The 23168-nt window shown below is 41.6% G+C and carries 22 protein-coding genes; 15 read left to right on the top strand and 7 right to left on the bottom strand.

Annotated elements, in window-relative coordinates; translation table 11 throughout:
* Positions 1-18: 18 nt before the first annotated feature.
* The 5 genes from ABIE26_RS20410 to yihA all read right to left on the bottom strand — a co-directional run bounded on the left by ABIE26_RS20410 (position 19) and on the right by yihA (position 6428).
* On the bottom strand, positions 19-948 hold the full coding sequence (locus tag ABIE26_RS20410) for a glycosyltransferase family 2 protein (protein ID WP_310145293.1): 930 nt from the start codon (positions 946-948) through the stop codon (positions 19-21).
* A gap of 241 nt (positions 949-1189) precedes the next feature.
* The gene (locus tag ABIE26_RS20405; RefSeq protein ID WP_310145291.1) at positions 1190-3139 is read right to left on the bottom strand and encodes an amino acid permease; all 1950 of its coding nucleotides are present in this window, start codon (positions 3137-3139) and stop codon (positions 1190-1192) included.
* 56 nt (positions 3140-3195) lie between these two features.
* Positions 3196-4911 (bottom strand): M3 family oligoendopeptidase, encoded by a 1716-nt coding sequence (locus ABIE26_RS20400; RefSeq protein WP_310145290.1) that lies wholly within the window; start codon positions 4909-4911, stop codon positions 3196-3198.
* A gap of 5 nt (positions 4912-4916) precedes the next feature.
* Positions 4917-5783, bottom strand: a complete 867-nt coding sequence (locus tag ABIE26_RS20395) for a UbiA-like polyprenyltransferase (RefSeq protein ID WP_310145288.1) — start codon at positions 5781-5783, stop codon at positions 4917-4919.
* A 15-nt stretch (positions 5784-5798) separates the two neighbouring features.
* The gene (yihA, locus tag ABIE26_RS20390; protein ID WP_310145286.1) at positions 5799-6428 is read right to left on the bottom strand and encodes a ribosome biogenesis GTP-binding protein YihA/YsxC; all 630 of its coding nucleotides are present in this window, start codon (positions 6426-6428) and stop codon (positions 5799-5801) included.
* Between the two features lie 52 nt (positions 6429-6480).
* Between yihA and ubiE the strand changes: the two genes are divergently transcribed.
* From ubiE to ABIE26_RS20320, 14 genes are all read left to right on the top strand, one after another.
* The gene (gene ubiE, locus ABIE26_RS20385) at positions 6481-7212 is read left to right on the top strand and encodes a bifunctional demethylmenaquinone methyltransferase/2-methoxy-6-polyprenyl-1,4-benzoquinol methylase UbiE (protein ID WP_310145284.1); all 732 of its coding nucleotides are present in this window, start codon (positions 6481-6483) and stop codon (positions 7210-7212) included.
* Positions 7213-7222: 10 nt separating this feature from the next.
* A complete protein-coding gene (locus tag ABIE26_RS20380; RefSeq protein WP_310145283.1) occupies positions 7223-7951 on the top strand; it encodes an outer membrane beta-barrel protein in 729 nt (242 codons plus the stop codon).
* Between the two features lie 66 nt (positions 7952-8017).
* Positions 8018-8773, top strand: coding sequence for an SDR family NAD(P)-dependent oxidoreductase (locus ABIE26_RS20375; protein WP_310145281.1), 756 nt, complete (start codon positions 8018-8020; stop codon positions 8771-8773).
* A gap of 10 nt (positions 8774-8783) precedes the next feature.
* Positions 8784-9230 carry a GatB/YqeY domain-containing protein gene (locus ABIE26_RS20370; protein WP_310145279.1) on the top strand — a complete coding sequence of 149 codons (447 nt, stop codon included), beginning with the start codon at positions 8784-8786 and terminating at the stop codon, positions 9228-9230.
* Between the two features lie 108 nt (positions 9231-9338).
* Positions 9339-10103 carry an alpha/beta fold hydrolase gene (locus tag ABIE26_RS20365; RefSeq protein ID WP_310145277.1) on the top strand — a complete coding sequence of 255 codons (765 nt, stop codon included), beginning with the start codon at positions 9339-9341 and terminating at the stop codon, positions 10101-10103.
* Positions 10103-10765 carry a CBS domain-containing protein gene (locus tag ABIE26_RS20360; RefSeq protein ID WP_310145275.1) on the top strand — a complete coding sequence of 221 codons (663 nt, stop codon included), beginning with the start codon at positions 10103-10105 and terminating at the stop codon, positions 10763-10765. Before ABIE26_RS20365 ends, ABIE26_RS20360 begins: the two co-directional genes overlap by 1 nt.
* 30 nt (positions 10766-10795) lie before the next feature.
* The gene (locus tag ABIE26_RS20355) at positions 10796-11677 is read left to right on the top strand and encodes an NAD kinase (RefSeq protein WP_310145273.1); all 882 of its coding nucleotides are present in this window, start codon (positions 10796-10798) and stop codon (positions 11675-11677) included.
* A 1-nt stretch (position 11678) separates the two neighbouring features.
* Positions 11679-12476 carry a DUF6089 family protein gene (locus tag ABIE26_RS20350; protein WP_310145271.1) on the top strand — a complete coding sequence of 266 codons (798 nt, stop codon included), beginning with the start codon at positions 11679-11681 and terminating at the stop codon, positions 12474-12476.
* Between the two features lie 19 nt (positions 12477-12495).
* Positions 12496-13236 carry an isoprenyl transferase gene (locus ABIE26_RS20345; RefSeq protein WP_310145270.1) on the top strand — a complete coding sequence of 247 codons (741 nt, stop codon included), beginning with the start codon at positions 12496-12498 and terminating at the stop codon, positions 13234-13236.
* Positions 13237-13298: 62 nt separating this feature from the next.
* The gene (gene bamA, locus ABIE26_RS20340; RefSeq protein WP_310145269.1) at positions 13299-15866 is read left to right on the top strand and encodes an outer membrane protein assembly factor BamA; all 2568 of its coding nucleotides are present in this window, start codon (positions 13299-13301) and stop codon (positions 15864-15866) included.
* A 111-nt stretch (positions 15867-15977) separates the two neighbouring features.
* Entirely contained in the window at positions 15978-16508 is a 531-nt protein-coding gene (locus ABIE26_RS20335; protein WP_084241286.1) for an OmpH family outer membrane protein, read from the top strand.
* Between the two features lie 63 nt (positions 16509-16571).
* Positions 16572-17108 (top strand): OmpH family outer membrane protein, encoded by a 537-nt coding sequence (locus ABIE26_RS20330; protein WP_354376248.1) that lies wholly within the window; start codon positions 16572-16574, stop codon positions 17106-17108.
* 57 nt (positions 17109-17165) lie between these two features.
* A complete protein-coding gene (murI, locus tag ABIE26_RS20325) occupies positions 17166-17996 on the top strand; it encodes a glutamate racemase (protein WP_310145266.1) in 831 nt (276 codons plus the stop codon).
* Positions 17997-18142: 146 nt separating this feature from the next.
* Positions 18143-20044, top strand: a complete 1902-nt coding sequence (locus tag ABIE26_RS20320) for a class II glutamine amidotransferase (protein WP_310145265.1) — start codon at positions 18143-18145, stop codon at positions 20042-20044.
* Between the two features lie 65 nt (positions 20045-20109).
* On the opposite strand, the gene ABIE26_RS20315 is transcribed toward ABIE26_RS20320, so the two are convergent.
* The gene (locus tag ABIE26_RS20315; RefSeq protein ID WP_310145263.1) at positions 20110-21840 is read right to left on the bottom strand and encodes a trypsin-like peptidase domain-containing protein; all 1731 of its coding nucleotides are present in this window, start codon (positions 21838-21840) and stop codon (positions 20110-20112) included.
* Positions 21841-21940: 100 nt separating this feature from the next.
* Entirely contained in the window at positions 21941-22567 is a 627-nt protein-coding gene (locus tag ABIE26_RS20310; protein ID WP_310145261.1) for a LysE family translocator, read from the bottom strand.
* Positions 22568-22740: 173 nt separating this feature from the next.
* On the opposite strand from ABIE26_RS20310, the gene ABIE26_RS20305 reads away from it, so the two are divergent.
* The gene (locus ABIE26_RS20305) at positions 22741-23163 is read left to right on the top strand and encodes a deoxycytidylate deaminase (RefSeq protein ID WP_310145259.1); all 423 of its coding nucleotides are present in this window, start codon (positions 22741-22743) and stop codon (positions 23161-23163) included.
* Positions 23164-23168 lie beyond the last annotated feature (5 nt).

Below are 23168 nucleotides of genomic sequence, written 5' to 3'. Positions count from 1 at the left end.
ATTTGAATGCAAGGGGGCTTAACGGGCAAGAAGTTTTGCCCCTAAATTTTTAACATTCCGGAAAGACCTGGATAGCCAGCTTTTTTGCGGAAAAGTTATGGAAGACAGGTGTTTCAGGAAAAGGGAAAAGGCCTGGAAAGCAGCTTTATTGTGAACAATAGGAACTTCGACAGCAATGGGGGATTGCGATAGTGGCACATCAAAGACATCACTGGTGCCACAATGTACACCGCTGGCATCATGACCAATATTTTTTACCAGCGATTGAGCAGGGTAGAGTGTCAGTTTTCCTGTTAGGAACATACTGGCATACCACCTGATGTCCCATTCTTTCGTATTCCCTATGGCCTGCTGTTTCAAGGCATTGAAGTAGGGATAAGCGTTATTAAAATCGAATTCTTTTTGAAGGCCCCGCTTTTCGAGTTGCTCCAATAAGCTGGCGCCATCTCTTTCAAACAGGTCCCAGGCCCTTTTCCATGTGGCCCAGCCCCAGCAGTCGGCCCCCCTCAGAAAAAAAGCTGACTCCATTTTTTGCTGAATGGGCAGCAGGTAGCCGTGTATTGATGCGACCTCATCTTTGTGCGCGTAAAAGTCGAGTGCCTCATTCATGTATTTCAGAAACCAGGGCGAGGTAACCAGGTCGTCTTCGACAACAATGGCCTTGCCATGCTTGCCAATCACTTCGGTTACACCTTGCATAATGTTCTCATCTACACCGAGATTGGTTTCACGAAGACAAATATGAACCTCTTTAAAACCGGTAATCGAGTTCAGGTAGTTTCTGACGAGTTCAACCTGCTGAGCTGCTTCGGCATGCCTTGGTGCATCCGCGAAGATATACAACTCGCTATCCTGTGATAAGTGGTTATCTTTTAAGGCAGCTATTACCTGCTGTGTATGCTGCAGGCGATTGTATACAAACAAGGCAATTGGCGCAGTGTGCGGCATTGGATATAAATTAATTTGTTATCAAAAATAGTGAATAATGAAAAGTTTTTACGTTTTATTATAAAATATAAGAATATATCTATATATTAGATCGGTAATTTGTTTTTAAATTACGAATGCTCGTCGTTAATTGTTTTGAAAAATATTGAGCATCATTGAGTTGCCCTCCTAATTATCCCTATAATTGTTTGGTCGGACGATCAACAATAAAGGCTCCTCCCCGGAGCCTTCTTTGTATGGTTTAATTCTCTTTGTCATTTAACTTGCTGTTTTTATAGCCGTATAAAAAATACACCACCAATCCAACAATAAGCCAGATGCCGAAGCCGATCCAGTTAGAAATACCCAGTTCACACATCATATAAAGACAGCTGATCAGCCCTAATACCGGAATTAGTGATAGGTTTTTGGTAACGCAAAACCAGGTAATACCTACACTGATCAGCAAAAATATCCACATCGGAATTTTATGTCTGAAAAGGCTCCAACCGGTTTCATACTTCTTTTCGGGGCTGATTGCAGATTTATCAATAAAGTTTTGGTATTCCTGTTCGCTCAGTTTAGTCAGGTATGCCTCAATATCTATGTTGTGACCAATCAGATTTACTTTTGCCTGCTCCGCTTTAATTTCTTCTTTGATAACCTGCCTTTCTGCGTTGTTTAGAGAAGTGATGACTTTTACCGGACCATTGATTATGGGTTGATTGAATACAAAAGCGGTGGTTTCCTTTTTATAAAGTGTAAATCCCATTACCAGCATACCAATAAATAATAATGGTATGATGTATTTTGAATTGATATAAGGAATTTTGAACTTTCCCCTTTTTACTTCAGGTTTATTCTGTAAGACCAGTACGCCTGCACAAACCAATACAAAGGCGAACAAGGTACCAATTGAACAGAGGTCGGTCACTATCGTCAGGTTCATGAATAAAGAAGGCACAGCTACTACGAATCCAACCACTATAGTTGCGAAAGAAGGGGTTTTATATTTTGGATGTATTTTAGAAAACGATTTGGGCAGCAAGCCGTCACGACTCATGCTCATCCATATTCTTGGCTGTCCCATCTGGAATACCAGTAGTACACTCGCCATAGCAAATACCGCACTTACCGCTATAATACCGCTCATCAGTTTCAAGTCTATCTGATCAAATACAAAGGCAAGTGGATCTCCAACTGCCAATAGTTTGTAGTTAACTATGCCGGTAAGCACCAGGGCAATGGCTACATACAATATCGTACAGATGACTATGGCCCACATCATTCCCCTGGGCAGATCGCGTTGCGGATGTTTACACTCTTCGGCTGTCGTTGAAATGGCATCAAAGCCGATATAGGCAAAAAATACGGCGGATACACCTTTTAATACACCCGATACACCATTGGGTGCAAAAGGGTTCCAGTTGCTGGTGTCTACATAAAAAATACCTACGGCAAGCACCAGCAGAATAACAGCAAGTTTTACAACCACCATAGCGTTGCTGGCATTTCTGGATTCTTTCATACCCCTGTAAACGAGCCAGGTGATGAATATGATGATAGCCAGGGCCGGTAAATCTGCTACCAGATGAAAACTGCCAATTCTGGGAGCGGTTGCCCAGGCATTATTTGCTATGCGGGTGGCATCGTCGAGGTCGGTGAAGTTTTTTCCCGCACTGATCAGTGCTTCTGCGTGTTTGTGCCCATTGTAAGCGGTCAGGTAATCCATAGTCATCCAATCGGGCAAATGGATACCTTTTATATTTAGTGCCGGAATTTGTATGGAAGAGAGGAGTCCGGTGAAATAATCCGACCAGGATATGGCCACCGTGATATTTCCAATGGCGTATTCCATGATGAGCGACCAGCCGATGATCCAGGCTACCAGTTCGCCAAAGGCAACATATGAATAGGTGTAGGCACTTCCGGAAACCGGAACCATTGAAGCAAACTCTGCATAGGCAAAGGCAGCAAAACTACAGGCGACAGCCGTAAATATAAACAGGAATATTACTGCAGGGCCGCCGTCGGCACTGGCTTTTCCAATGGTGCTAAAAATTCCTGCTCCAATAATGGCTGCAATACCAAATGCGGTGAGGTCCCTTACCCCAAGGGTTTTGTGAAGAGCGGTTGAATGTTCACCGTATCCTTTTTCGGCATCGGCCAATATTTTGTCAATAGACTTTTTCCTGAACAGTTTTTCAAGCATAAATTAGTTTTGTCAGTTAGTTTGGTATATCCAAACTTATAAATTTAGTTTGTAAACTAACCTAATTTCTGCAATTCATCTTTTACAAAAGATGCAAGTTGTTCAATATAGCCCAGGCTAAAGTCGAATTTTATACCAGCGGTTTCATAAATCTCATTGATTGGTCTGGTATAGCCGAGTGACAGCGCTTCTAAATATTGCTGCAATGCTTTGGTCGGGTTTTCTTTATAGTTTTTCCAGATGGCTATTGCACCTAATTGAGCAATGGCATATTCGATGTAATAAAAAGGTACTTCAAAAAGATGGAGTTGTTTTTGCCAGGTATTGCCAAATTCTTTTTCCTGTCCCTCCCAGTTTGCAAATCCGGCACCAAAGCGGGTGTAAATCTGTTTAAAGGCTTCCTCCCGGTCGGCAGAATTGTGCCCCGGATTGGTATAGATCCAATGTTGGAACTGATCAATAACCGCTACCCATGGCAGGGTTTTAAGTACATCAACCAATTGTTCTTTTTTTGCACGGAGCAGCTCTTCTTTATTGTCAAAATAAATCTCCCAGTTGTCCATAGAAATCAGTTCCATACTCATGGAGGCAAGTTCGGCAACTTCTGAAGGACAATGTTTAAAGTCGTTCAGCTCCAGACCCGCGGTAAGAAAGGTGTGTACAGCATGGCCACCCTCGTGTACCATAGTGGTTAAGTCGCGGAAGGAGTTGGCAGAATTCATGAAAATGAATGGAGCCCCGGTTTCGGCAAGCGGGTAATTGTATCCACCTGGTGCTTTGCCTTTTCTGCTTTCTACATCAAAAAGATTATTTGCTTTCATGATCGAAAGCATATGGCCTAATTTCGGATCGATGGCGTTAAAACAATCAATACTTTTGTTCACCAGCTCTTCGCTGTTTTTAAATGGCTTTAGCGGCGCCTTTCCGGTGGTGCTCACGTCCATATCCCAGGGCTTCAATACAGGGATATTCAAAAGTTCAGCTCTTTTTTCGGCCTGCTCTTTTAGGATGGGAACAATTAGTTTTTCAATGGCTTCATGAAAGTGGTAGCAATCTTGTGGCGTATAGTCGAACCGGCCCAATGCCTGGAACATGTAATCGCGGTAATTTTCAAAACCTGCGTTTAAGGCTACCTGATGGCGTAAAACGATCAACTCATCGAAAAGTATATTCAACTCGTCTTTATCGACCAAACGACGTTGCTGTATCGTTTCCCAGGCGTGCTGCCTTACTGCCCTGTCTGTTTCCTTAATAAAGTTGGCAGCTTGCTCAAGTGTGTATTCCTGGCCATTGATGGTTACACTCATTGCCCCGGTAATGCCCTGGTATTTCTGCTGGGTAACCTGCAGTTTGGTGAGCAGTTCCACATTTTCGTCGCGATAAATTTCCAGGGCTTTCCGGATTGCCCGGATATACACAAAGTATTTCTGCTGGTCCAGTTCATCAATAAATGGGCTGTCGTTAAACTTCTGGTTCAGCTGATTTGCTACCGGTGCAATTTTAGGTTCTATTTCTGTTGCAAAATACTGAAAATCTTTAACCAGGTTTTCATTAGCAGTATCACAACTCATCCTGATGTACCGCCATGCAAAGTCTTCTTCAAGGGCGGCCTCAAGTTCACTTTTGTCTTTCAGCCATTGTTCCAGTCCGGCCACATTGTCGATCTGGCGGGCGAGCAGTTCATTAAAAACGGGTTCCAGGTTCTCCCATTTAATTTCAAGGTCCTGAGGGATATAAACTCTTTTTTTCTTTGGTATGGTCAGATTGATCATTGGATCTAAAAATTAAAATTGGTTCTTAAAAAGGCATCAATTAAAAAGCAGGCCGCAAAAATTACGGAGGCAATCCCGTTGGTTGTTGCAAAGGCCCTGTTTACTTTACTGATATCGGTCGGTTTTACCAGTAGGTGCTGGTAAATTAACATGCAGCAAAAAAATGCAACACCTATGTAATATACCCAGCTGAAACTGGTAAAAAATACCGGAAGTATAACGCACAATGCAGACAAAACGTGTAGGAATACAGAAAGATTCAATGCATTTTTTATGCCAAGGGCTGCAGGTATGGAGTGCAGCCTTTCTTTTTTATCGAAATCCTCGTCCTGCAATGCATAAATGATGTCAAAGCCGCTAACCCAAAAAAGTACTGCAAATGAATACAATACAGGAACAAGGCCAAAAACGCCGGTTACCGCAATATAAGCTCCAATGGGGGCGAGCGAAAGGCCAAGGCCTAAGACCAGATGGCATAAGGCGGTAAACCTTTTGGTATAGCTATAGAAAAGTACGACAAATAATGCAACCGGCGACAGGTAGAGACAAAGCTTATTGATAAAGGCAGTTGTGATGATGAAAAGAATGCAGTTGATGATCACAAACAAAAGGGCTTCATTTGCGGATACCTTTCCTGCAGGGATATCACGCGTTTGTGTACGTGGGTTTCTGGCATCAATGTGCCGGTCTAAATACCGGTTAAAAGCCATGGCCGCATTACGCGCAAATACCATACAAAGTAAAACCATAACCAGTTTTAACCAGTTAAAAGGGTTGTCGGTTGTGGTTACACCTAAAAAAAAACCGATCAATGCAAATGGAAGGGCAAAGATAGAATGGGCAAATAAGACCAATGAGAAATATTTCTTCATGTGAATTTATAAAATTTAAGGATTGGTCCCGGGATTCAGATCGGGCATCAGAAAATCGTGATTTACCTGTTCAATGAAGTCCAGTACTTTTTCTTTTCCTAGCGCTTTTTCTGCGGAAGTTATAAAATAGGGGGGGACTTCTTCAAACCAGCCGCTTAATGCTTTTTTGAACGAGGAGACATTCTGATCGGTTTTTACTGCTGATTGTTTATCTGCTTTGGTAAAGATCAGTGCAAAAGGAACTTGTATTTCGCCAAGCCAGCAGCAAAACTCTAGGTCTATCTTTTGCGGATCCAGCCGGCTGTCTATCAGTACAAAAACGCATTGCAGGCTTTCCCTTTTTGTGATGTAGTTGCGGATAAATTTTTCCCACTTTTCCCGGCTGCTTTTAGATACTTTAGCATAACCATAGCCAGGCAAATCTACAATATACCATTTTTCATTGACCAGGAAATGATTAATGAGTTGTGTTTTTCCCGGTTTTTGCGAAGTTTTGGCTAGTCCGTGCTGGTTTACGATCATATTGATCAAAGAAGATTTTCCTACATTTGAACGGCCGATGAATGCATACTCTGGCATATTGGCAATGGGTAGGGCAGAAACCTTGGTATTACTACAAATAAATGATGCCGATTTTATAATCATTTGACAAAGGTAGAAAATTAGAATTCAACAATACTTATCTTTGCCACTTACCATGAACGAAAATATTACACCCTACCAATCTCAAAACGCGACGAAAAAGGAGCAAGTGGCCTCTATGTTTAATAAGATATCCGGGAGATATGATTTTTTTAATCATTTCCTCTCTTTGGGTATTGATATCCTATGGAGAAAAAGAGCAATACGGGAACTGAAGTCTGTTAAACCAAGGGTTATGCTGGACGTGGCTACGGGTACAGGTGATTTTGCCTTTGAGGCCATCAATATCCTTGGGCCTGAAAAAATCATTGGTGTAGATATTTCTGAAGGTATGCTGGAGGTGGCCCGTAAAAAAATTTCGGAGCGTAACCTGCAACATATTTTTTCAGTTCAGATGGGTGATTCCGAAGGTTTGCAATTTGCCGATAACCATTTTGACGCCATAACCGTGGCATTTGGGGTAAGGAATTACCAGAACCTGGAAAAAGGGCTTGCCGATATGTACCGGGTACTGAAACCTGGTGGTAAAATTGTGATCCTTGAGTTTTCAAAGCCAAGGGCATTTCCGGTAAAACAAGCCTATAATTTTTACTTTAACCAGGTTACGCCAATGATCGGCAGAATGTTTTCTAAGGATAACTGTGCTTATAGTTATCTGCCTGAGTCTGTGGCGGCTTTTCCGGATGGTAACGATTTTATCCGGTTGATGGATAAAGTTGGCTTTAAAAGAAATAAGGATATTCGTCTTACTTTTGGAATAAGTGCGATTTATACGGGTCTAAAATAAATGTTGCCTGATGAAGCTTAAATTATACTTGCTGCTCGGATTTCTTTTAGCTGTATGCACGGTTAAAGCTCAGAATTGGGGCGGTGGGGTAGATGACAATGAACTTCATTTTGGTTTTACCTTTCAATACATTTCTTCAGAATTTAAGATTTTAAAAAAGCCGGACTGGAGGGAGCCGTTTACCGATCCTGACAGTGGAATGCCGGTGTCAGGGCCGCTGAAATCCGTATCTTCTAAATCTTCGCCCGGATTTGGTATAGGTTTCGTTATGAACAAGCGTATCATCGAAAATGCAGATATCCGTTTTACACCAAGCCTTATTTTTAACGACAGACTGGCCTATTATAGTTTTGAAGGGATAGCTGATCCCTTGGAAAAAAAGGTACAGGCTACTATGATTGATCTTCCCCTGAGCCTTAAAATTAAATCTGACAGGAGAAACAATTTCAGGGCCTATGTAATTGGCGGTGCTAAATATTCGATGGATATTGCGTCAAAAAAAAGAACCAATGATGCGCCCAATGCGCCAATGGAAAAGTTTTTAAAGAATAAGAAGAACTTTTTGTCGTACGAAGCAGGCTTTGGTTTCGATCTTTATTTTGAATACTTCAAAATGTCGCCCGAAATTAAATTGTCTTATTCTTTTAATGATGTTTTGAAAAATGACCCCAGCCCCTTTTCAGCCCCCATCGACAAATTGATGTTGCGTCATGTTACTTTCAGTTTATTTTTTGAGTAACGTGCCAAATAAAAAATTGATAGCTTTGTCTGTTACCATAACCTATTGATAAAAGAACTTATTCAGATGAAAACAGCATTAATCACCGGGGCTACCTCGGGTATAGGAGCGGCCTGTGCGCATTTGTTTGCTGCTCAGGGATACAATCTAATTTTGGTTGCAAGAAGGGAGCAGCTGCTTCTGGAAAACGCAAAGCATCTTGAAGACAAATACGCCATCGAAACGAAAAGGATTGTGGCTGATGTGCGGGACTTTGAAAACCTATCTTACGTATTGGAGACCCTGCCTGGGCAATGGAAAAAAGTTGACGTTCTGATCAATAACGCCGGACTGAGCCAGGGACTGGACCCTATTCATAAAGGGAGCATAGCCGATTGGGACACCATGATTGATACCAACGTCAAAGGTCTGTTATATGCGACAAAAATAGTTTCCAGCTGGATGGTAGCAGAAAAGAAGGGGCATATCATCAATATCGGGTCTATTGCCGGAAAAGAGGTTTATCCGAACGGAAATGTTTATTGTGCAACCAAGCATGCTGTAGATGCGTTGAGTAAAAGTATGAGGATCGACCTGCTGACGCATGGAATAAAGGTTACAGCCATTCATCCCGGTATGGTAGAAACCGAATTCTCCAAAGTACGTTTTAAAGGGGATGAGGGGCGGGCAAAAAAAGTGTACGACGGCCTGGAACCCTTGATCGCAGACGATATTGCAGAGGCGATCTGGTTTGTGGTAAGCAGGCCGGCCCATGTAAACATTAACGATATGCTCATTATGCCGACTGCCCAGGCAACGGGTACAATAATAGACAGAAAATAAATTGAAAGACATGATATCGAATACAATAGATCAGGAAATAAAACAGGCCATGCTGGCCAAAGACCAGGCAAAACTAAGAGGGTTAAGGGCCATAAAAGCAGCCTTGTTACTGGCAAGAACAGAAAAAGGCCCGTCTGAGGAAATCACTGAAGAAGCAGAACTGAAGCTGTTACAAAAATTGATCAAACAGAGAAAAGAGTCGGCCGATATTTATAAACAGCAGGGTAGGGAAGACCTGAGTAGTGTTGAGGAGGAAGAGATCGCTGTAATCAGTGCTTTTTTACCTAAACAGCTGGATGAAGCTGAAATTGAGCAGATCATTGCAAAGGTTATACAGCGTTCAGGTGCTGCTTCTGTAAAAGATATGGGTAAGGTCATGGGGCTTGCCAACAAAGAGCTGGCAGGTAAGGCTGATGGAAAACTGATCGCGGAGATCGTAAAACGCCAATTGGCATAAATTGTGCTGCAAATTAAAGAATTGCAAAATTTCGATAAATTAATAGATTAAATTACCTTAAATTAATTTTACTCTACTAACTTAGTAGCAATAATACAAAACACTTATATGACATACGAAGTAATAGACGAAGGCGGGTTTAAGTATATAGAGGCCGGAAAAGGTGAAACCCTGGTATTACTTCATGGTTTGATGGGAGAATTGAGTAACTGGGAGCCTGTTATTGACCGTTTTAAAGATAGTTACCACATTCTTGTACCTATTTTGCCGATTTATGAACTCCCCATTCTGACTTTGGGTGTAAGAAGTTTGTCTAAATACCTTAATAAATTTTTAAAGCACAAAAAAATTAACCAGGCTGTATTGGTCGGTAATTCTCTGGGTGGACATGTTGGCCTGGTATTTACCATCGCACATCAGGAAAATGTAAAGGCGCTTGTACTGACTGGGAGCTCTGGTTTGTATGAAAACGCTTTTGGAGGTTCATTTCCGAAAAGGGAGAGTTACGAATACATTCGTGAAAAAGTAGCATTTACGTTTTACGATCCTGCAACAGCTACAAAAGAGCTGGTGGATGAGGTTTATAAAACGGTAAATGAGCGGTCGAGGGTGATCCGTATCCTGGCGCTGGCGAAATCGGCCATACGCCATAATATGGCTAAAGATCTTCACAGGATTACAATCCCTGTTTCTTTAATCTGGGGAATGCAGGATAAGGTAACCCCACCAGATGTTGCTGAAGAATTTCATGAGCTTTTGCCCAATTCTGAGCTAAATTGGGTGGATAAATGTGGACATGCCCCTATGATGGAGCGTCCGGAGGCATTTAATGAATACCTGGACAAATTTTTAAACAGAATTTTACTTAAATAATGCTGGCATCTGAACTCATATCAAACTCAATCCCTCCTTTAAAGACCTCTGATTCGGTTCAAAAGTCTTTGGAAAGGATGACTGAGTTCAAGCTATCACACCTCCCGATTGTAAATGAAACCCAGTTTTTGGGTTTGCTTGCCGAGGATGAACTGATCGAAGTAAGGGACGGAACAGTGGCTATCGGAAGCCTTTCGCTCTCGCTTTTGAATCCTTTTGTTTATGAAGATGCCCATGTTTATGATATCATCAGGGTTTTAAACCAATTGAACCTTTCTGTGGTTCCTGTGCTGGATTATAAGAAAAACTACCTGGGGCTCATTTCCATTAATAACCTGCTGGCTTATGCTTCTGATATTTTTGCAGTTAAAGAGCCTGGAGGAATTATTGTGCTGGAGATCGGCAACAGGAATAATTCTTTAGCCCATATGGCGCAGATCGTAGAAGCAGATAATGCGCAGGTACTGTCTTCCTATGTACAATCCTTTCCGGATTCAACAAAACTTGAAGTTACCCTTAAGATCAATAAAACAGAACTGTCTGGAATCATTGCTTCTTTTGAACGCTATAACTATCAGGTTAAGGCGGTGTTTAACAGCACCAAGGCTGATGATGGGACTGAAGATAGGTTCAATTCGTTCATGAATTATTTAAATGTATAAGTTTATACATCCTAAAAAACAAAAAACTTAATGAAGATTGCAATTTACGGTAGAGAGTTTAACAACAGTGTACTGCCCTATGTTCAGGAAGTTTTTAATGTGCTTGACCAATATAAAACACCTGTACTTGTTTATAAGAAATACCTGGATTTTATCAGGGACAAGGTTAAATTACCCGATCATATCCAGGTTTTTACAGCCCATACCGAACTGCTTGGGCAAACAGATGTGCTGGTCAGTTTGGGTGGTGATGGTACCTTGCTGGATACACTAGCCTTGATCCGTGACTCCGGAATACCTGTAATCGGTATTAATTTTGGCAGGCTTGGCTTTCTGGCCAGTATCAATAAAGATGAAATTAAAACTGCAATCGAAGCTTTAAAGAATAAGGAATATTCACTGGATAAAAGGACCCTGCTTAGCCTGGAATCCAGCTACAGCTTATTTGGAGAAGAGAATTTTGCACTGAATGACATTACCATACATAGAAGGGACAATTCTGCGATGATGATCATTCATGCTTACATGAATAATGAATTTGTGAACTCTTACTGGGCAGATGGTTTGATCATCGCAACACCAACCGGCTCGACCGCCTATTCTTTAAGCTGTGGCGGTCCTATCATTTTTCCAAGCTCTCAGAACTTTGTAATTACGCCTATTGCGCCGCATAACCTGAATGTACGGCCGGTAATTATTCCCGACGATGTGACGTTAAGGTTTGAAGTAGAGGCCAGAAGTGCGAAATTCCTGGTGTCTTGTGATTCCAGAACTGAGACGGTAGACCGCTCGGTAAAAATTACTTTAAATAAAGCAGCTTTTCATGTAAATTTAATCAGGCTTAACAATGAAAGCTATCTGACAACATTAAGAAATAAATTACTCTGGGGTATAGATACCCGGAATTATTAATATGCCTTATATCCGGTCTTTTATATGCCTTTTGGGCTTTTTTTGGGGGATTGCTTCGAATGCGCAGACCTTCGAAATTGGTGTAACGGGCGGAGGAGCGGGTTATATAGGAGATCTTAATCAGACAAAACCGCTTAAAATAAGTGGGATGTCGGCAGGCGCTTTCGCAAAACTCAACCTTGATGCCTATTGGGCTGTAGGGCTTCATTATACTTATGGGAAGATCAGGGCCAACGATGCGGTTTCCGAAAATGAAGATTTCAGGAACCGGAACATCAACTTTAAAACTGTGCTGAACGAAGTGAGTTTACAGGTAGACTTTAATTTTCTGAATTATTTTGCCGGGGGTGGGACCAAAAAGTTTACACCCTATATCTTTACTGGAATAGGGGGCGTGTTTTATAGTCCTAAGGCCACTTATAACGATACCGAATACAATTTGAGGTATTATCAGACGGAGGGCCAGACCGGGGCATACCGGCATTATACCATGACGATACCCTATGGCGTCGGAATTAAATTACAGTTGAAAGAAAACTGGGGACTGTTTTCTCAGATTGGTTACCGGACTGCTTATTCCGACTATCTGGACGATGTAAGCGGGATATATCCGGCTACGAATGCATGGCCAAACGACGGTGCTCTCGCTATCCGGCAGCAATTATCAAATCCCTCATTAGTACCAAATTATGGCGCTCCGGGCACCCAAAGGGGCGATTTTAGAAAAAGAGATACATATATGTTTGTAGGTATTGGCATATCTTATACCTTTGTGTCCCAAAAATGTTATACATTTTAAGCATATTTGCGGAAAGTAAATGGGATTTAAAGAACAAATAGACATGACACGCCTGCCTGAGCACATTGCCATTATCATGGATGGGAATGGCAGATGGGCAAAAAATCAGGGGAAATTCAGGGTTTTTGGTCACGAGAGCGGTGTACTGTCTGTAAAAGATATTGTTGAAGGCTGCGTTGAAATTGGTATTAAATACTTAACGGTATATGCTTTTTCTACAGAAAACTGGAACAGGCCTGTAGATGAAGTGAACGCATTGATGGAGCTGTTGATTACCACCATCAACCAGGAAACGGAAACACTTACTAAAAATAACATCAGGCTGAATGCCATCGGCGATATCGCATCGCTGCCTCAGAAGTGTATTGATGACCTGAAGAGTGCAATGGACAAGACGGCTGGTAACACGCATTGTACATTAACGCTGGCCCTGAGTTACAGCGCAAAATGGGAAATTTTAGAAGCTGCAAAAAAGCTGGCCAGGCAGGTCAAAGATGAGCAGATAAACATAGAAGATATTGACGAATCACATTTTTCAGCCCAGCTGACGACGATAAATATGCCCGATCCGGAATTGATGATCAGGACCAGCGGCGAGCACAGGATCAGTAATTTTTTGTTGTGGCAAATGGCCTACACCGAATTATATTTTACAGACAAACTGTGGCCCGACTTTAGGCGAGAAGACCTTTTTGAGGCTATTGTAGACTACCAAAAACGCGAACGCCGCTTCGGTAAAATTAGTGAACAATTGAACTAATTTTACTTTTAACACTTTTTAACATGTGTTTAAATTAACTTAGCATCGATTTTAGATTGTAAATGAAAAGAATATACCAACTTATATTACTGTTATTGATTGGCTTACCAACAATGGCACAGATCACCCGTCCTCAGACCAACCCCGCAACTCCTTCCTTAAAAGTTAAGGGGCTTGACCTGGATTATTTCAACCCTAAAGAGTATATCATTGGTGGCACTACTTTAACCGGGACACAGTATCTGGATAAAGAAGTAATCATCACGCTCTCGAAGTTGATTCCAGGCGAAAGGGTAATACTTCCGGGCGAGGCTACGGCCAATGCAATCAAAAATCTATGGGCCCAGGGCCTTTTCGACGATGTTCAGCTGGATATTGTGAAAATAGTGGAAGATACGGTATATTTTGATATTGAAGTTGTGGAACGCCCCAGGTTGAGTTCTTTTGAATTCACCGGTGTTAGTAAATCACAAAAAACAGATATTCTTGAGAAACTGGGTGAGAAGGCAGGTAAAGCCATCATTAATGACAACCTATACAACAGCACTACAGCAACAATTAAAAAGTTTTTGTTGGAAAAGGGGTATTTCTTTACCAGTGTGGATTATAAGACCAAGCCCGATCCCAGTCAGGACAATAGTGTGATATTACAGGTAGCTGTAAATAAGGGTAGGAAGGTAAAAGTTCATGAGATCAATTTTACCGGAAACAAAGACTTCTCTTCGGCCAAATTGCGTAAGTTTTTAAAGAAAACAAAGCAGCAGGCTTTTTATAAAGTATTTGGTTCCGGGAAATTCAATAAAGAAAAGTACGACGAAGATAAAACCAAGCTGATTGCAAAAATGCATGACAAAGGTTATCGGGATGCGGTAATTTTAAAGGACAGCATTTATCAGTATAGCGATAAGGCGGTAGGTATTAAAATTGATCTTTTTGAAGGACCTAAATATTATTTCGGCGACATCAGCTGGGTGGGAAATGCCAAATATACTACAGAGTTCCTGCAAAGAGCTTTAGGCATTGAAAAAGGAGAGGTTTTTAGTGAAGAAAAATTAGAGAAAAAATTAAGAGGCAGTGCTAATGGAGACGATGTCTCGAGTATTTACCTTAACGATGGTTATCTCACCTTTAACGTAGATCCGGTTCAAACTAAGATCGCAGGAGATACCGTTCAGCTTGAGATGAGGATTTATGAAGGTCCGCAGTACACCAATAACCGGATCATTATTAAAGGAAACACCATTACCAATGATCGTGTAGTGAGACGTGAAATCCGTACCAAACCAGGAGAAAAATTCTCCAAAGATCTGTTGATCCGTACTGTTCGTGAGATTGGGCAGCTGGGTAACTTTGATGAATCGAAAACCAATCCTGTGCCTAAGCCAAACCCTGCGGATGGAACAGTGGATATTGAGTATACAGTGGAGGAGAAACCTTCAGACCAAATCGAACTTTCAGGTGGTTTTGGTGGTGGTAATATCATCGGTACGCTGGGTTTAACGTTCAATAACTTCTCTTTAAGGAACCTGTTTAATTTGAGTGCTTACAAACCCTTACCAAAAGGCGACGGACAAAAATTAAGTCTGCGTGGTCAGACCAATGGAAAATATTACCAGTCTTATAGTTTCTCATTCTCGGAGCCATGGCTGGGCGGTAAAAAACCGATCAGTTTTGGGATAAGTGCTTTTACTTCCCTGCAGTCTAACGGTGGAAGAAGCTATTACGGTACAATCAGTGAATCGGATAGCCGCTATTCAAAAATCCGTTTAAACGGTGTTACCGTGAGTTTGGGAAGAAGATTGAACTTTCCGGATAACTACTTTCAGTTAACCCACGCGATCAATGCGCAACAATATATTCTGAACAATTACGGTGGGTTTTTATTCAGTACCGGTACTTCATACAATTTTAACCTAACGCAGGAACTGAGCCGGGACTCAAGGGATTCCCCTATCTTCCCTACGGGCGGTTCTTACTTTAAATTTACGATACAGGCAACCCCTCCATATTCGTTGCTGAATAATGTAAACTATGCTACAGCTTCAGATAAGCAGCGCTATAAGTTTACAGAATATCATAAATGGAAGTTTGAATCTCAATGGTTCCAGAAGCTTGCAGGTAAGTTTGTATTTAAGGCACAGGCGCAGTTCGGTTTCCTGGGTTCGTATAACTCAGCAGTTGGCCAATCAGCTTTCGAGAGATTTAAACTGGGTGGCGATGGTATGCAGGGATTTGACTTCCTTCAGGGTTCTGAATTGATCGCCATGCGTGGATATGCCAATAATTCTGTAATCCCGGTAGGTTCAAGAGCGGAGATCGCACAGCAATCCGGTAGTCCTATCTTTACAAAATATGTAATGGAATTAAGGTACCCGGTAATTGCGAGCCAGCAGGCAACAGCATTTTTAACTGCATTTGCAGAGGGAGGTAATACCTGGAATAAGTTTGCAGATTTTAACCCGTTTAATGTCAGACGTTCAGCTGGTTTTGGAGCAAAGATATTTTTGCCGATATTTGGATTGTTAGGAATAGATTGGGGGTATGGATTTGATAAAATTCCAGGTTCGCCAGATGCCAATAAAGGGCAGTTCCACTTTAGTATAGCCCAACAGCTTGGCGGGTTTAATTAATAAAGTATAAACGAACTAAGATAAGCCTGTTAAGTAATTCTTAATAAGCTTATCTTAGTTTTTTGAACTTATAGAGGATAGCATCATAACGTTAAAAAAATAAAGAAACCGATGAAAAAATATATTTTAATTTGCATCTTGCTGTTTATAGGCAGTGGGGCATTTGCACAGAAATTTGCATATGTGGATACAGAATATATCCTGAAACATTTACCGGATTATAAGTCGTCTTTAAATCAGCTGAATGTTTTGTCGCAGCAATGGCAAAAGCAGGTAGATAACAATTTTACCGAAATTGATAAAATGTATAAGGCCTATCAGGCAGATCAGGTGTTGCTGACTGAAGATATGCGTAAAAGGAGGGAAAACGACATTATAGAAAAGGAGAAACAGGCAAAAGAATTTCAACGCAAAATTTTTGGTCCGGAGGGAGAGTTGTTCCAGGCCCGTACCAAATTGCTTAGCCCTATTCAAAACAGCGTAACCAAAGCCGTTGCCGAGGTAGCCAAAACAAAACTGCTTGATTTTATTTTCGATAAGAGCAGTGAAGCTACCATGATGATCTACGCAAGCAGCGGGTATGATGTGAGTGATGAAGTTATTAAAAGATTAGGCTACAAGCCACAATCAGCGATTAAATAAATATATTAACATAAATTAGAAACAATTATTAAAAAAAATAGAATGAGAAAGTTAATTACCGCATTGTTTTTAGGAGCAGGATTCTTATTTACTGCTAATATGGCTAATGCACAACAAAAACTGGCACACTTAAACTCCCAACTAATTATTGAGGCAATGCCGGAAGTTAAGGCAGCCCGTACTTCAATAGAGGCATTGCAAAAGACCAAACAGGCAGATATTGAGAAAATGATAACTGAGTATCAAGGAAAGCTAAAAGCGGCTCAGGATAAAGAAAAAACACTTAGCGAGGCCAATAAAGAAGCAGTAGGCAAAGAACTGCAGACTATGGGAGCAGAACTTCAGGATCTTGAAAAACGTATTGGCGAGGCCAAGCAAAAGGCACAGCAGGAACTTGAAACTAAAAATCAGGAGTTATTTAACCCTATTCAGATAAAAGCTGATGCTGCCATTAAAGCGGTTTCTAAAGAAAAAGGTTTTGCCTATGTATTTGATACTGCAAACCAGGCTTTAATTTACTGGGACGGTGGTGAAGATATCACTGCTGCTGTAAAAGCTAAATTAGGTATTGCTGCAACAGCCACTGCTCCTAAGAAATAAGCATAAAAAATATTTAAATTGCGGGACCAAGCGATAGCGCTTGGTCCCTTTTTTATTATGGAGCATAAGCAATCTATAGGTATTTTTGATTCGGGCTATGGTGGCCTTACCGTATTTAAGTCGATAGCCCGGCAGTTACCACAGTACAATTACATTTACCTGGGCGACAATGCCCGTACGCCATATGGTGATCACTCTTTTGAAACCATTTATCAATACACTTTGGAATGCGTGGAATGGTTGTTTGCACAGGGTTGTCCTCTGGTCATCCTGGCCTGCAATACTGCATCTGCAAAAGCGCTGCGTTCCATTCAGCAAAATGTTCTTCCCTTTAAATATCCTGATCGCAGGGTACTGGGTGTAATCAGGCCAACAGCAGAGATTGTAGGTGGTTTTACCAAAACTAAAAGAATAGGAATAATGGGAACGCGGGGTACCGTGAATTCTGAATCTTACCTGATGGAGATCAATAAGTTTTTTCCGGAGATAACCATTTCCCAGCAAAGCTGCCCGATGTGGGTACCGCTGATCGAGAACGATGAACACCTGAATCCAGGGGCAGATTACTTCGTTGTAAAATATGTTAACCAGTTGATGCAGAAAGACGAGCAGATAGATTGTATCGTTTTGGCCTGTACACATTATCCCTTGCTTGTACCCAAGATAAAAAAAATACTCCCCAATGGTGTTGAACTATTGGCACAGGATGACATTGTGGCCAACAGTCTCTGCTTATACCTTGAAAATCATCCTGAAATAGCATCCAGAATTGACAAAGGTCATACAACCAGCTTTTTTACTTCGGGCGATGCAGCTGCTTTTGATGCACATGCTTCTATCTTTTTCGGTGCAGCCGTTGTTTCGAGTCACGTAAATCTGAAAGCTTAATGTTAACAGAATTCAGTTTAGAGGAGGTAGATTAACTTATAATTGATGTTCGAACATCAATTATAATCTAAAAATAAACTTTCTATTTCTTTCTAGGTTCTGATTATTATTAACGGTAAATTTGCGGCTCAAAACAATACACACGAATGAGTGACTCGATAAAACACGAATGCGGAATTGCCTTTATCCGCCTTTTAAAACCGCTCTCATACTACCAGGAAAAATACGGGACTGCACTTTACGGACTAAACAAGCTTTATCTTTTAATGGAAAAGCAGCACAACCGTGGACAGGATGGTGCCGGTATTGCCACTATTAAATTAGATGTTAAACCTGGTAACCGCTACATCAGCAGGTACCGTTCCATGGCACAAAATGCAGTGGCCGATATCTTTGGTTATGTACAAAACAAATTTGTAGATATCCAGAATGAAACGCCTGAACTGATGCAGGATGCAGAGTGGTTAAAGCAAAATGTAAGTTTTATCGGTGAAGTTTTGTTGGGCCATTTAAGGTATGGCACACATGGTAAAAACAGTATCGAGAACTGTCACCCCTTTTTAAGGCAAAACAACTGGATGACCAGGAACCTGGTAATTGCCGGTAACTTCAACATGACCAATGTGGATGAATTACTGGAGCAGTTATATGAACTTGGACAGCATCCTAAAGAAAAAGCCGATACGGTAACTGTATTGGAAAAGATCGGTCATTTCCTGGACGATGAAAACCAGGAACTTTTTGATGCCTATAAAAAAGAAGGACTGGATAATGTGGCCATCACCCAAAAAATTTCCCAAAACCTGGATATTGCTAAAATCTTAAAACGTTCTGCTAAAAACTGGGATGGAGGGTATACGATATCAGGTATTGTTGGTAACGGGGATGCTTTCATTCTTCGTGATCCTTCCGGTATCCGTCCGGCCTACTATTATGCTGATGATGAGATTGTGGTTGCAGCTTCGGAAAGACCCGCCATACAAACGGCATTTAATATTCAGTTCAAGAATGTAAAAGAAATTGAACCTGGCCATGCACTGATCGTTAAAAAAGACGGTACGGTAAGTCAGGAAATATTCAGGGAACCCCAGGAAAAGAGAGCTTGTTCATTTGAGCGGATTTACTTCTCAAGAGGCAGCGATGCTGAAATCTATAAAGAAAGAAAGCACCTTGGAGCTTTATTGTGCAGGCAGATTTTGGATGCGGTAAGCGCAGACTTAAAGAATACGGTTTTTTCTTTTATTCCAAATACTGCTGAAGTTTCCTTTTATGGAATGGTTGATGGCCTGCACGCTCACATCAGGGAAGTACAGAAAGAAACCTTACTGCACCGGAAAGATACCTTAAGCGATGAGGAGCTTAACGAACTGCTTTCGATGCGCCCTAGAGTTGAAAAACTGGCTATCAAAGATGTGAAGCTAAGAACGTTTATCACCCAGGATGCGGATAGGAGTGACATGGTAGCGCACGTTTATGATACCACTTATGGTGTCATAAAAAACCACACCGATACACTCGTAGCTGTAGATGACTCTATCGTTAGGGGGACTACCCTGAAGCAAAGTATCATTAAGATCATTGACAGGCTGCACCCTAAGAAGATCATTATCGTTTCTTCGGCACCACAGATCCGTTACCCTGATTGCTATGGTATAGATATGTCTAAAATGGGACAGTTTGTTGCATTCGAAGCTGCGATACAATTGTTAAAAGAGCGAGGAATGGATAATGTAATTGAAGAGGTTTATCAGAAATGTAAGGCTTCTTTGTTGCTGCCTAAAGAAGAGATTGTAAATCATGTTAAAGACATTTACAGACCTTTCACACAGGAAGAAATTTCAGCACAGATCACTAAGATCATTACGCCGGCAGATATCGTAGCAGAGGTTCAGGTCATTTACCAAACCCTTGACAATTTACATGTAGCCTGCCCTAATCATAGCGGAGATTGGTATTTCTCCGGAAATTATCCTACAGCGGGTGGAAATAAAGTGGTAAATAAAGCTTTCGTGAACTGGAAAGAAGGAAATAACCAGCGAGCGTATTAATAGAGCGCATCTTGATCAGAACGCTTAATAATAAAAAAAGCAGGGCTATATTAGCCCTGCTTTTTTTATTGCCAGGTGGTCGCATCAAAGGTTGTGTAGTTGAGCATGGCCTGCTCTTTCAGTCCGGTCAGTGATTGTTTAACAAATTTCTGAATTACTGCCGCTGGAATCGCCAGACTGCTGGTCCGGCTTAATCTTGCTATATTGATGCCATAAAACTTCCCGTCTATGCCATAAAGGGGGCCGCCACATGCTGAAGGCTTTAATTTCCCGTCGTGTATAAGGACCCTGCTAAAGTCTGTACGGCGTTCGCTGCGGCCATCTGTAAAACGATAGGCGATGTGTCTCTCTGCCATTCTTCTTGGCTTTAATGCAATTCTTTTAAAAAAAGGCACGCCTGCCCTGGATAGTTGAAGGTTAACCGTATCGCTGGGCTTATAAGCAGCCATCTCTTTACCCAGGTCTTCGGCGTTCAGGATAGGTTTTCCGTTAAAGGACAACACCTCGTCGCCGGTTTCCAATTCGGCTGTGCTGGCCGGACTTCTTGGCTGAATATTGGCAATAACTACTTTTCCGTCTTTTAGATTGGTGCCAATACCAATAAATGCAGGATTTGGTCCTTTGGCGATACTGGTTTGGGTATTGCCGAGTACACTTACCAGAACCCCATCGCCTGGCTGCGGAGAAATCAGTAATTTACCCAGATCGGCAAAAACCACCGAATCTATTGCTATGGTTCCCAATGCAATTCCGTCTTTTAATTTATGATCAACCTGCAGCAATACCAGGTCATTGGCTTCATCTCTTCCGATTACTTTTGCTGTTGCGCTTTTTGCGGCAGACAGTTCAACTATTGGATGGTCCCCTACCATTGAGCTTTTGCTCAGTAAAAAGCTCTTGCTTTTTACAGCTGTCTCGGGAAGAAATCCCTCTGGTCTGATCAATGTTCCCAGGATCTGTAATTCAGTACTGCCTGAAGTACTCTTCAATTTGAAACTCGTTTTGTTTAAGCGTTCGTTCGGCTTTTCAGAGTGGATATTAAGCTGCGCAATTTCCGGCATGACTTTCAGTTCCTGCGCTTGCGGATCGGCGGGCACTGTTATCGCTTCCGGAAGTTCGTTATAACTTGCCGGTTTAGTCAGGGCGTTCCAGTACTTCCGGTACAAATCCACCGGGATCTCAAAATTGTCATCTAAAGACAAGTCTATTTTGCTATGAAGACCAATTACACGTCCTTTCATGTCAAAAACCGGTCCCCCGGAATCTCCGGGCTCCATGAGGCAGGTTGAACGGATAAAACCCTCTTTGGTTTCAGTTTCGGCAATATAGCCAAGTCGCACGGTAGGTGTTTTAGCAGCCACTGTACCCGGATAGGCAATGCTGACACAGGGCATATCTTTTTTTAATGAGGATGACCAGCCCATCGGGGCATAAGGCCAGCTGCCTTTCTCTTTGATTTTTAGCATGGCTGCATCATTCCGGGGGATTCTCCCCAATCCTGCAGCTTTAAATTTTTTGCCGTCAGGAAAGGTAATCTCATACAGATTTCCCGGCTTAACTGCATGTGCTGCAGAAAGGACATGGCCGGCAGTATCGATCACCACCCCACTGAAGGAACCTCCTGTAGCCCTGTTTGACACAGAATCGTAGGGAGTAATGTAAACTGATGCACGATAGGCCTCCTGCACAACCTGGCGGACGTCCTTTTCCAGCTTTTTAAAATCAAAATTCCCCGTTTGGGCAAATGTCTGTGCGGTAAACAGGAGCGAAAGGAGTAAAAATGATAATTTCTTCATACAAGTTTTTATGATCAGGTCTTTTTGAAGACCAAAGTTTAGTTAAACCAATTGACCATAACAGCAGGCTTAAGTTTAAACCTGCTTCGTAATATTTTGATTACCTGTAATATTTAATCAGGACTTCAACAAACAGCCTGATCGCAAACAGCAGGATCACTGCCCCGGCTATCCGGTTTAAATTCTGAATGGTCTTTTCTTTTATTCTGTACCGCAGCTTGGCAGCATAATAGGTTTTTACACAGTCGACAGACAATTGGGTGGCCATTGCAATAATAAAGAAGACAATTTTTTCTGTCATTTCGTAATGCAGGTGCACGGATACAATGCCACCTACCATAATCCAGAACATAAGGGTAGAAGGTGATAAAAGGCACATGAAAAAACCCTTGATGATGTAGCCTCTCTTCCTGACCTTCAGGTCTTCCGATATATCGTAGCTTACTCTTACTTTTTTGATGAGGTAATAAAGGCCGATGCCGAATAAAAATAAGCCTCCGATGATGCCGATGTATTGATTGTATTTAGAATTGTAGTCTACAAACTGAGAGCTGAAGATGGTTAGGCTGATAAATATAATGTCACTTAGAATCACACCTATGGCTAGAGAGAAACCAGCCTTGAATCCTTTTTCAATGCTGGTTTTAATCATTGAAAAGAACACTGGTCCTGTTAAAAAAGAAAATAAAATACCCGCACCTATCCCCTGTAATATTGCTTCAAACATTCACCTAATGTATAATATTGTGCTAATATGCAACTTTAAACATAAAATGCGTCCATTTTTTTACTCTAATTTATGTGCATCTTTGCTGAGGAAATAACGCTTTTGATACATTTAAAGTATTGGAAGCTCAAGGAACGAGCATGAGTACAAAACCGAGTTTTAACGATATTTTTATGAATTTGGCAGGCGACCTCGCCGGGCGTTCACATTGTGTACGTGCGCATGTGGGTGCGGTGCTGACAAAAGATACCAGGATCATTTCCATAGGTTACAACGGCCCACCTGCCGGAACCCACAATTGCGATGAAGAGTGGCCCGAAGCAGGTTGCGCCCGTGATTCGCGCGGCAGCTGCTCTTTGGCATTGCATGCCGAAGAGAATGCTATTCTATATGGTATAAAGAACGGCTCTAAAATTGAAGGATCAACGCTATATACCACCTTATCACCATGCATAGCCTGTGCACGCCTGATCTTGTCTTCCGGCATCAGAATGGTTTATTACCGCGACTCTTACGCTGAGTATAAAGGCCTGCCAAGTGATGAAGGAGTGGATTTTTTGAAGAGATTTGGTGTGGAAGTGATTAAGTATGCTTAACTTTG

The sequence above is a fragment of the Pedobacter africanus genome (assembly GCF_040548825.1).
GTDB classification, from domain to species: Bacteria; Bacteroidota; Bacteroidia; order Sphingobacteriales; family Sphingobacteriaceae; genus Pedobacter; species Pedobacter africanus_A.
The sequence above is the reverse complement of the archived record's forward strand: the minus strand, read 5'-3'. Positions and strand labels throughout refer to the sequence as shown.

What these genes read in the sequence shown, in the direction of transcription:
- ubiE (WP_310145284.1), top strand. Translation starts at nt 6,481, where the DNA reads ATGAACGAAAATATTACACCCTACCAATCTCAAAACGCGACGAAAAAG.
- yihA (WP_310145286.1), bottom strand. Translation starts at nt 6,428, where the DNA reads ATGATTATAAAATCGGCATCATTTATTTGTAGTAATACCAAGGTTTCT.
- ABIE26_RS20345 (WP_310145270.1), top strand. Translation starts at nt 12,496, where the DNA reads ATGGGATTTAAAGAACAAATAGACATGACACGCCTGCCTGAGCACATT.
- ABIE26_RS20350 (WP_310145271.1), top strand. Translation starts at nt 11,679, where the DNA reads ATGCCTTATATCCGGTCTTTTATATGCCTTTTGGGCTTTTTTTGGGGG.
- ABIE26_RS20375 (WP_310145281.1), top strand. Translation starts at nt 8,018, where the DNA reads ATGAAAACAGCATTAATCACCGGGGCTACCTCGGGTATAGGAGCGGCC.
- ABIE26_RS20380 (WP_310145283.1), top strand. Translation starts at nt 7,223, where the DNA reads ATGAAGCTTAAATTATACTTGCTGCTCGGATTTCTTTTAGCTGTATGC.
- ABIE26_RS20360 (WP_310145275.1), top strand. Translation starts at nt 10,103, where the DNA reads ATGCTGGCATCTGAACTCATATCAAACTCAATCCCTCCTTTAAAGACC.
- ABIE26_RS20305 (WP_310145259.1), top strand. Translation starts at nt 22,741, where the DNA reads ATGAATTTGGCAGGCGACCTCGCCGGGCGTTCACATTGTGTACGTGCG.
- ABIE26_RS20400 (WP_310145290.1), bottom strand. Translation starts at nt 4,911, where the DNA reads ATGATCAATCTGACCATACCAAAGAAAAAAAGAGTTTATATCCCTCAG.
- ABIE26_RS20315 (WP_310145263.1), bottom strand. Translation starts at nt 21,840, where the DNA reads ATGAAGAAATTATCATTTTTACTCCTTTCGCTCCTGTTTACCGCACAG.
- ABIE26_RS20320 (WP_310145265.1), top strand. Translation starts at nt 18,143, where the DNA reads ATGAGTGACTCGATAAAACACGAATGCGGAATTGCCTTTATCCGCCTT.
- ABIE26_RS20395 (WP_310145288.1), bottom strand. Translation starts at nt 5,783, where the DNA reads ATGAAGAAATATTTCTCATTGGTCTTATTTGCCCATTCTATCTTTGCC.
- ABIE26_RS20310 (WP_310145261.1), bottom strand. Translation starts at nt 22,567, where the DNA reads ATGTTTGAAGCAATATTACAGGGGATAGGTGCGGGTATTTTATTTTCT.
- ABIE26_RS20355 (WP_310145273.1), top strand. Translation starts at nt 10,796, where the DNA reads ATGAAGATTGCAATTTACGGTAGAGAGTTTAACAACAGTGTACTGCCC.
- bamA (WP_310145269.1), top strand. Translation starts at nt 13,299, where the DNA reads ATGAAAAGAATATACCAACTTATATTACTGTTATTGATTGGCTTACCA.
- ABIE26_RS20370 (WP_310145279.1), top strand. Translation starts at nt 8,784, where the DNA reads ATGATATCGAATACAATAGATCAGGAAATAAAACAGGCCATGCTGGCC.
- ABIE26_RS20365 (WP_310145277.1), top strand. Translation starts at nt 9,339, where the DNA reads ATGACATACGAAGTAATAGACGAAGGCGGGTTTAAGTATATAGAGGCC.
- ABIE26_RS20410 (WP_310145293.1), bottom strand. Translation starts at nt 948, where the DNA reads ATGCCGCACACTGCGCCAATTGCCTTGTTTGTATACAATCGCCTGCAG.
- murI (WP_310145266.1), top strand. Translation starts at nt 17,166, where the DNA reads ATGGAGCATAAGCAATCTATAGGTATTTTTGATTCGGGCTATGGTGGC.
- ABIE26_RS20405 (WP_310145291.1), bottom strand. Translation starts at nt 3,139, where the DNA reads ATGCTTGAAAAACTGTTCAGGAAAAAGTCTATTGACAAAATATTGGCC.
- ABIE26_RS20335 (WP_084241286.1), top strand. Translation starts at nt 15,978, where the DNA reads ATGAAAAAATATATTTTAATTTGCATCTTGCTGTTTATAGGCAGTGGG.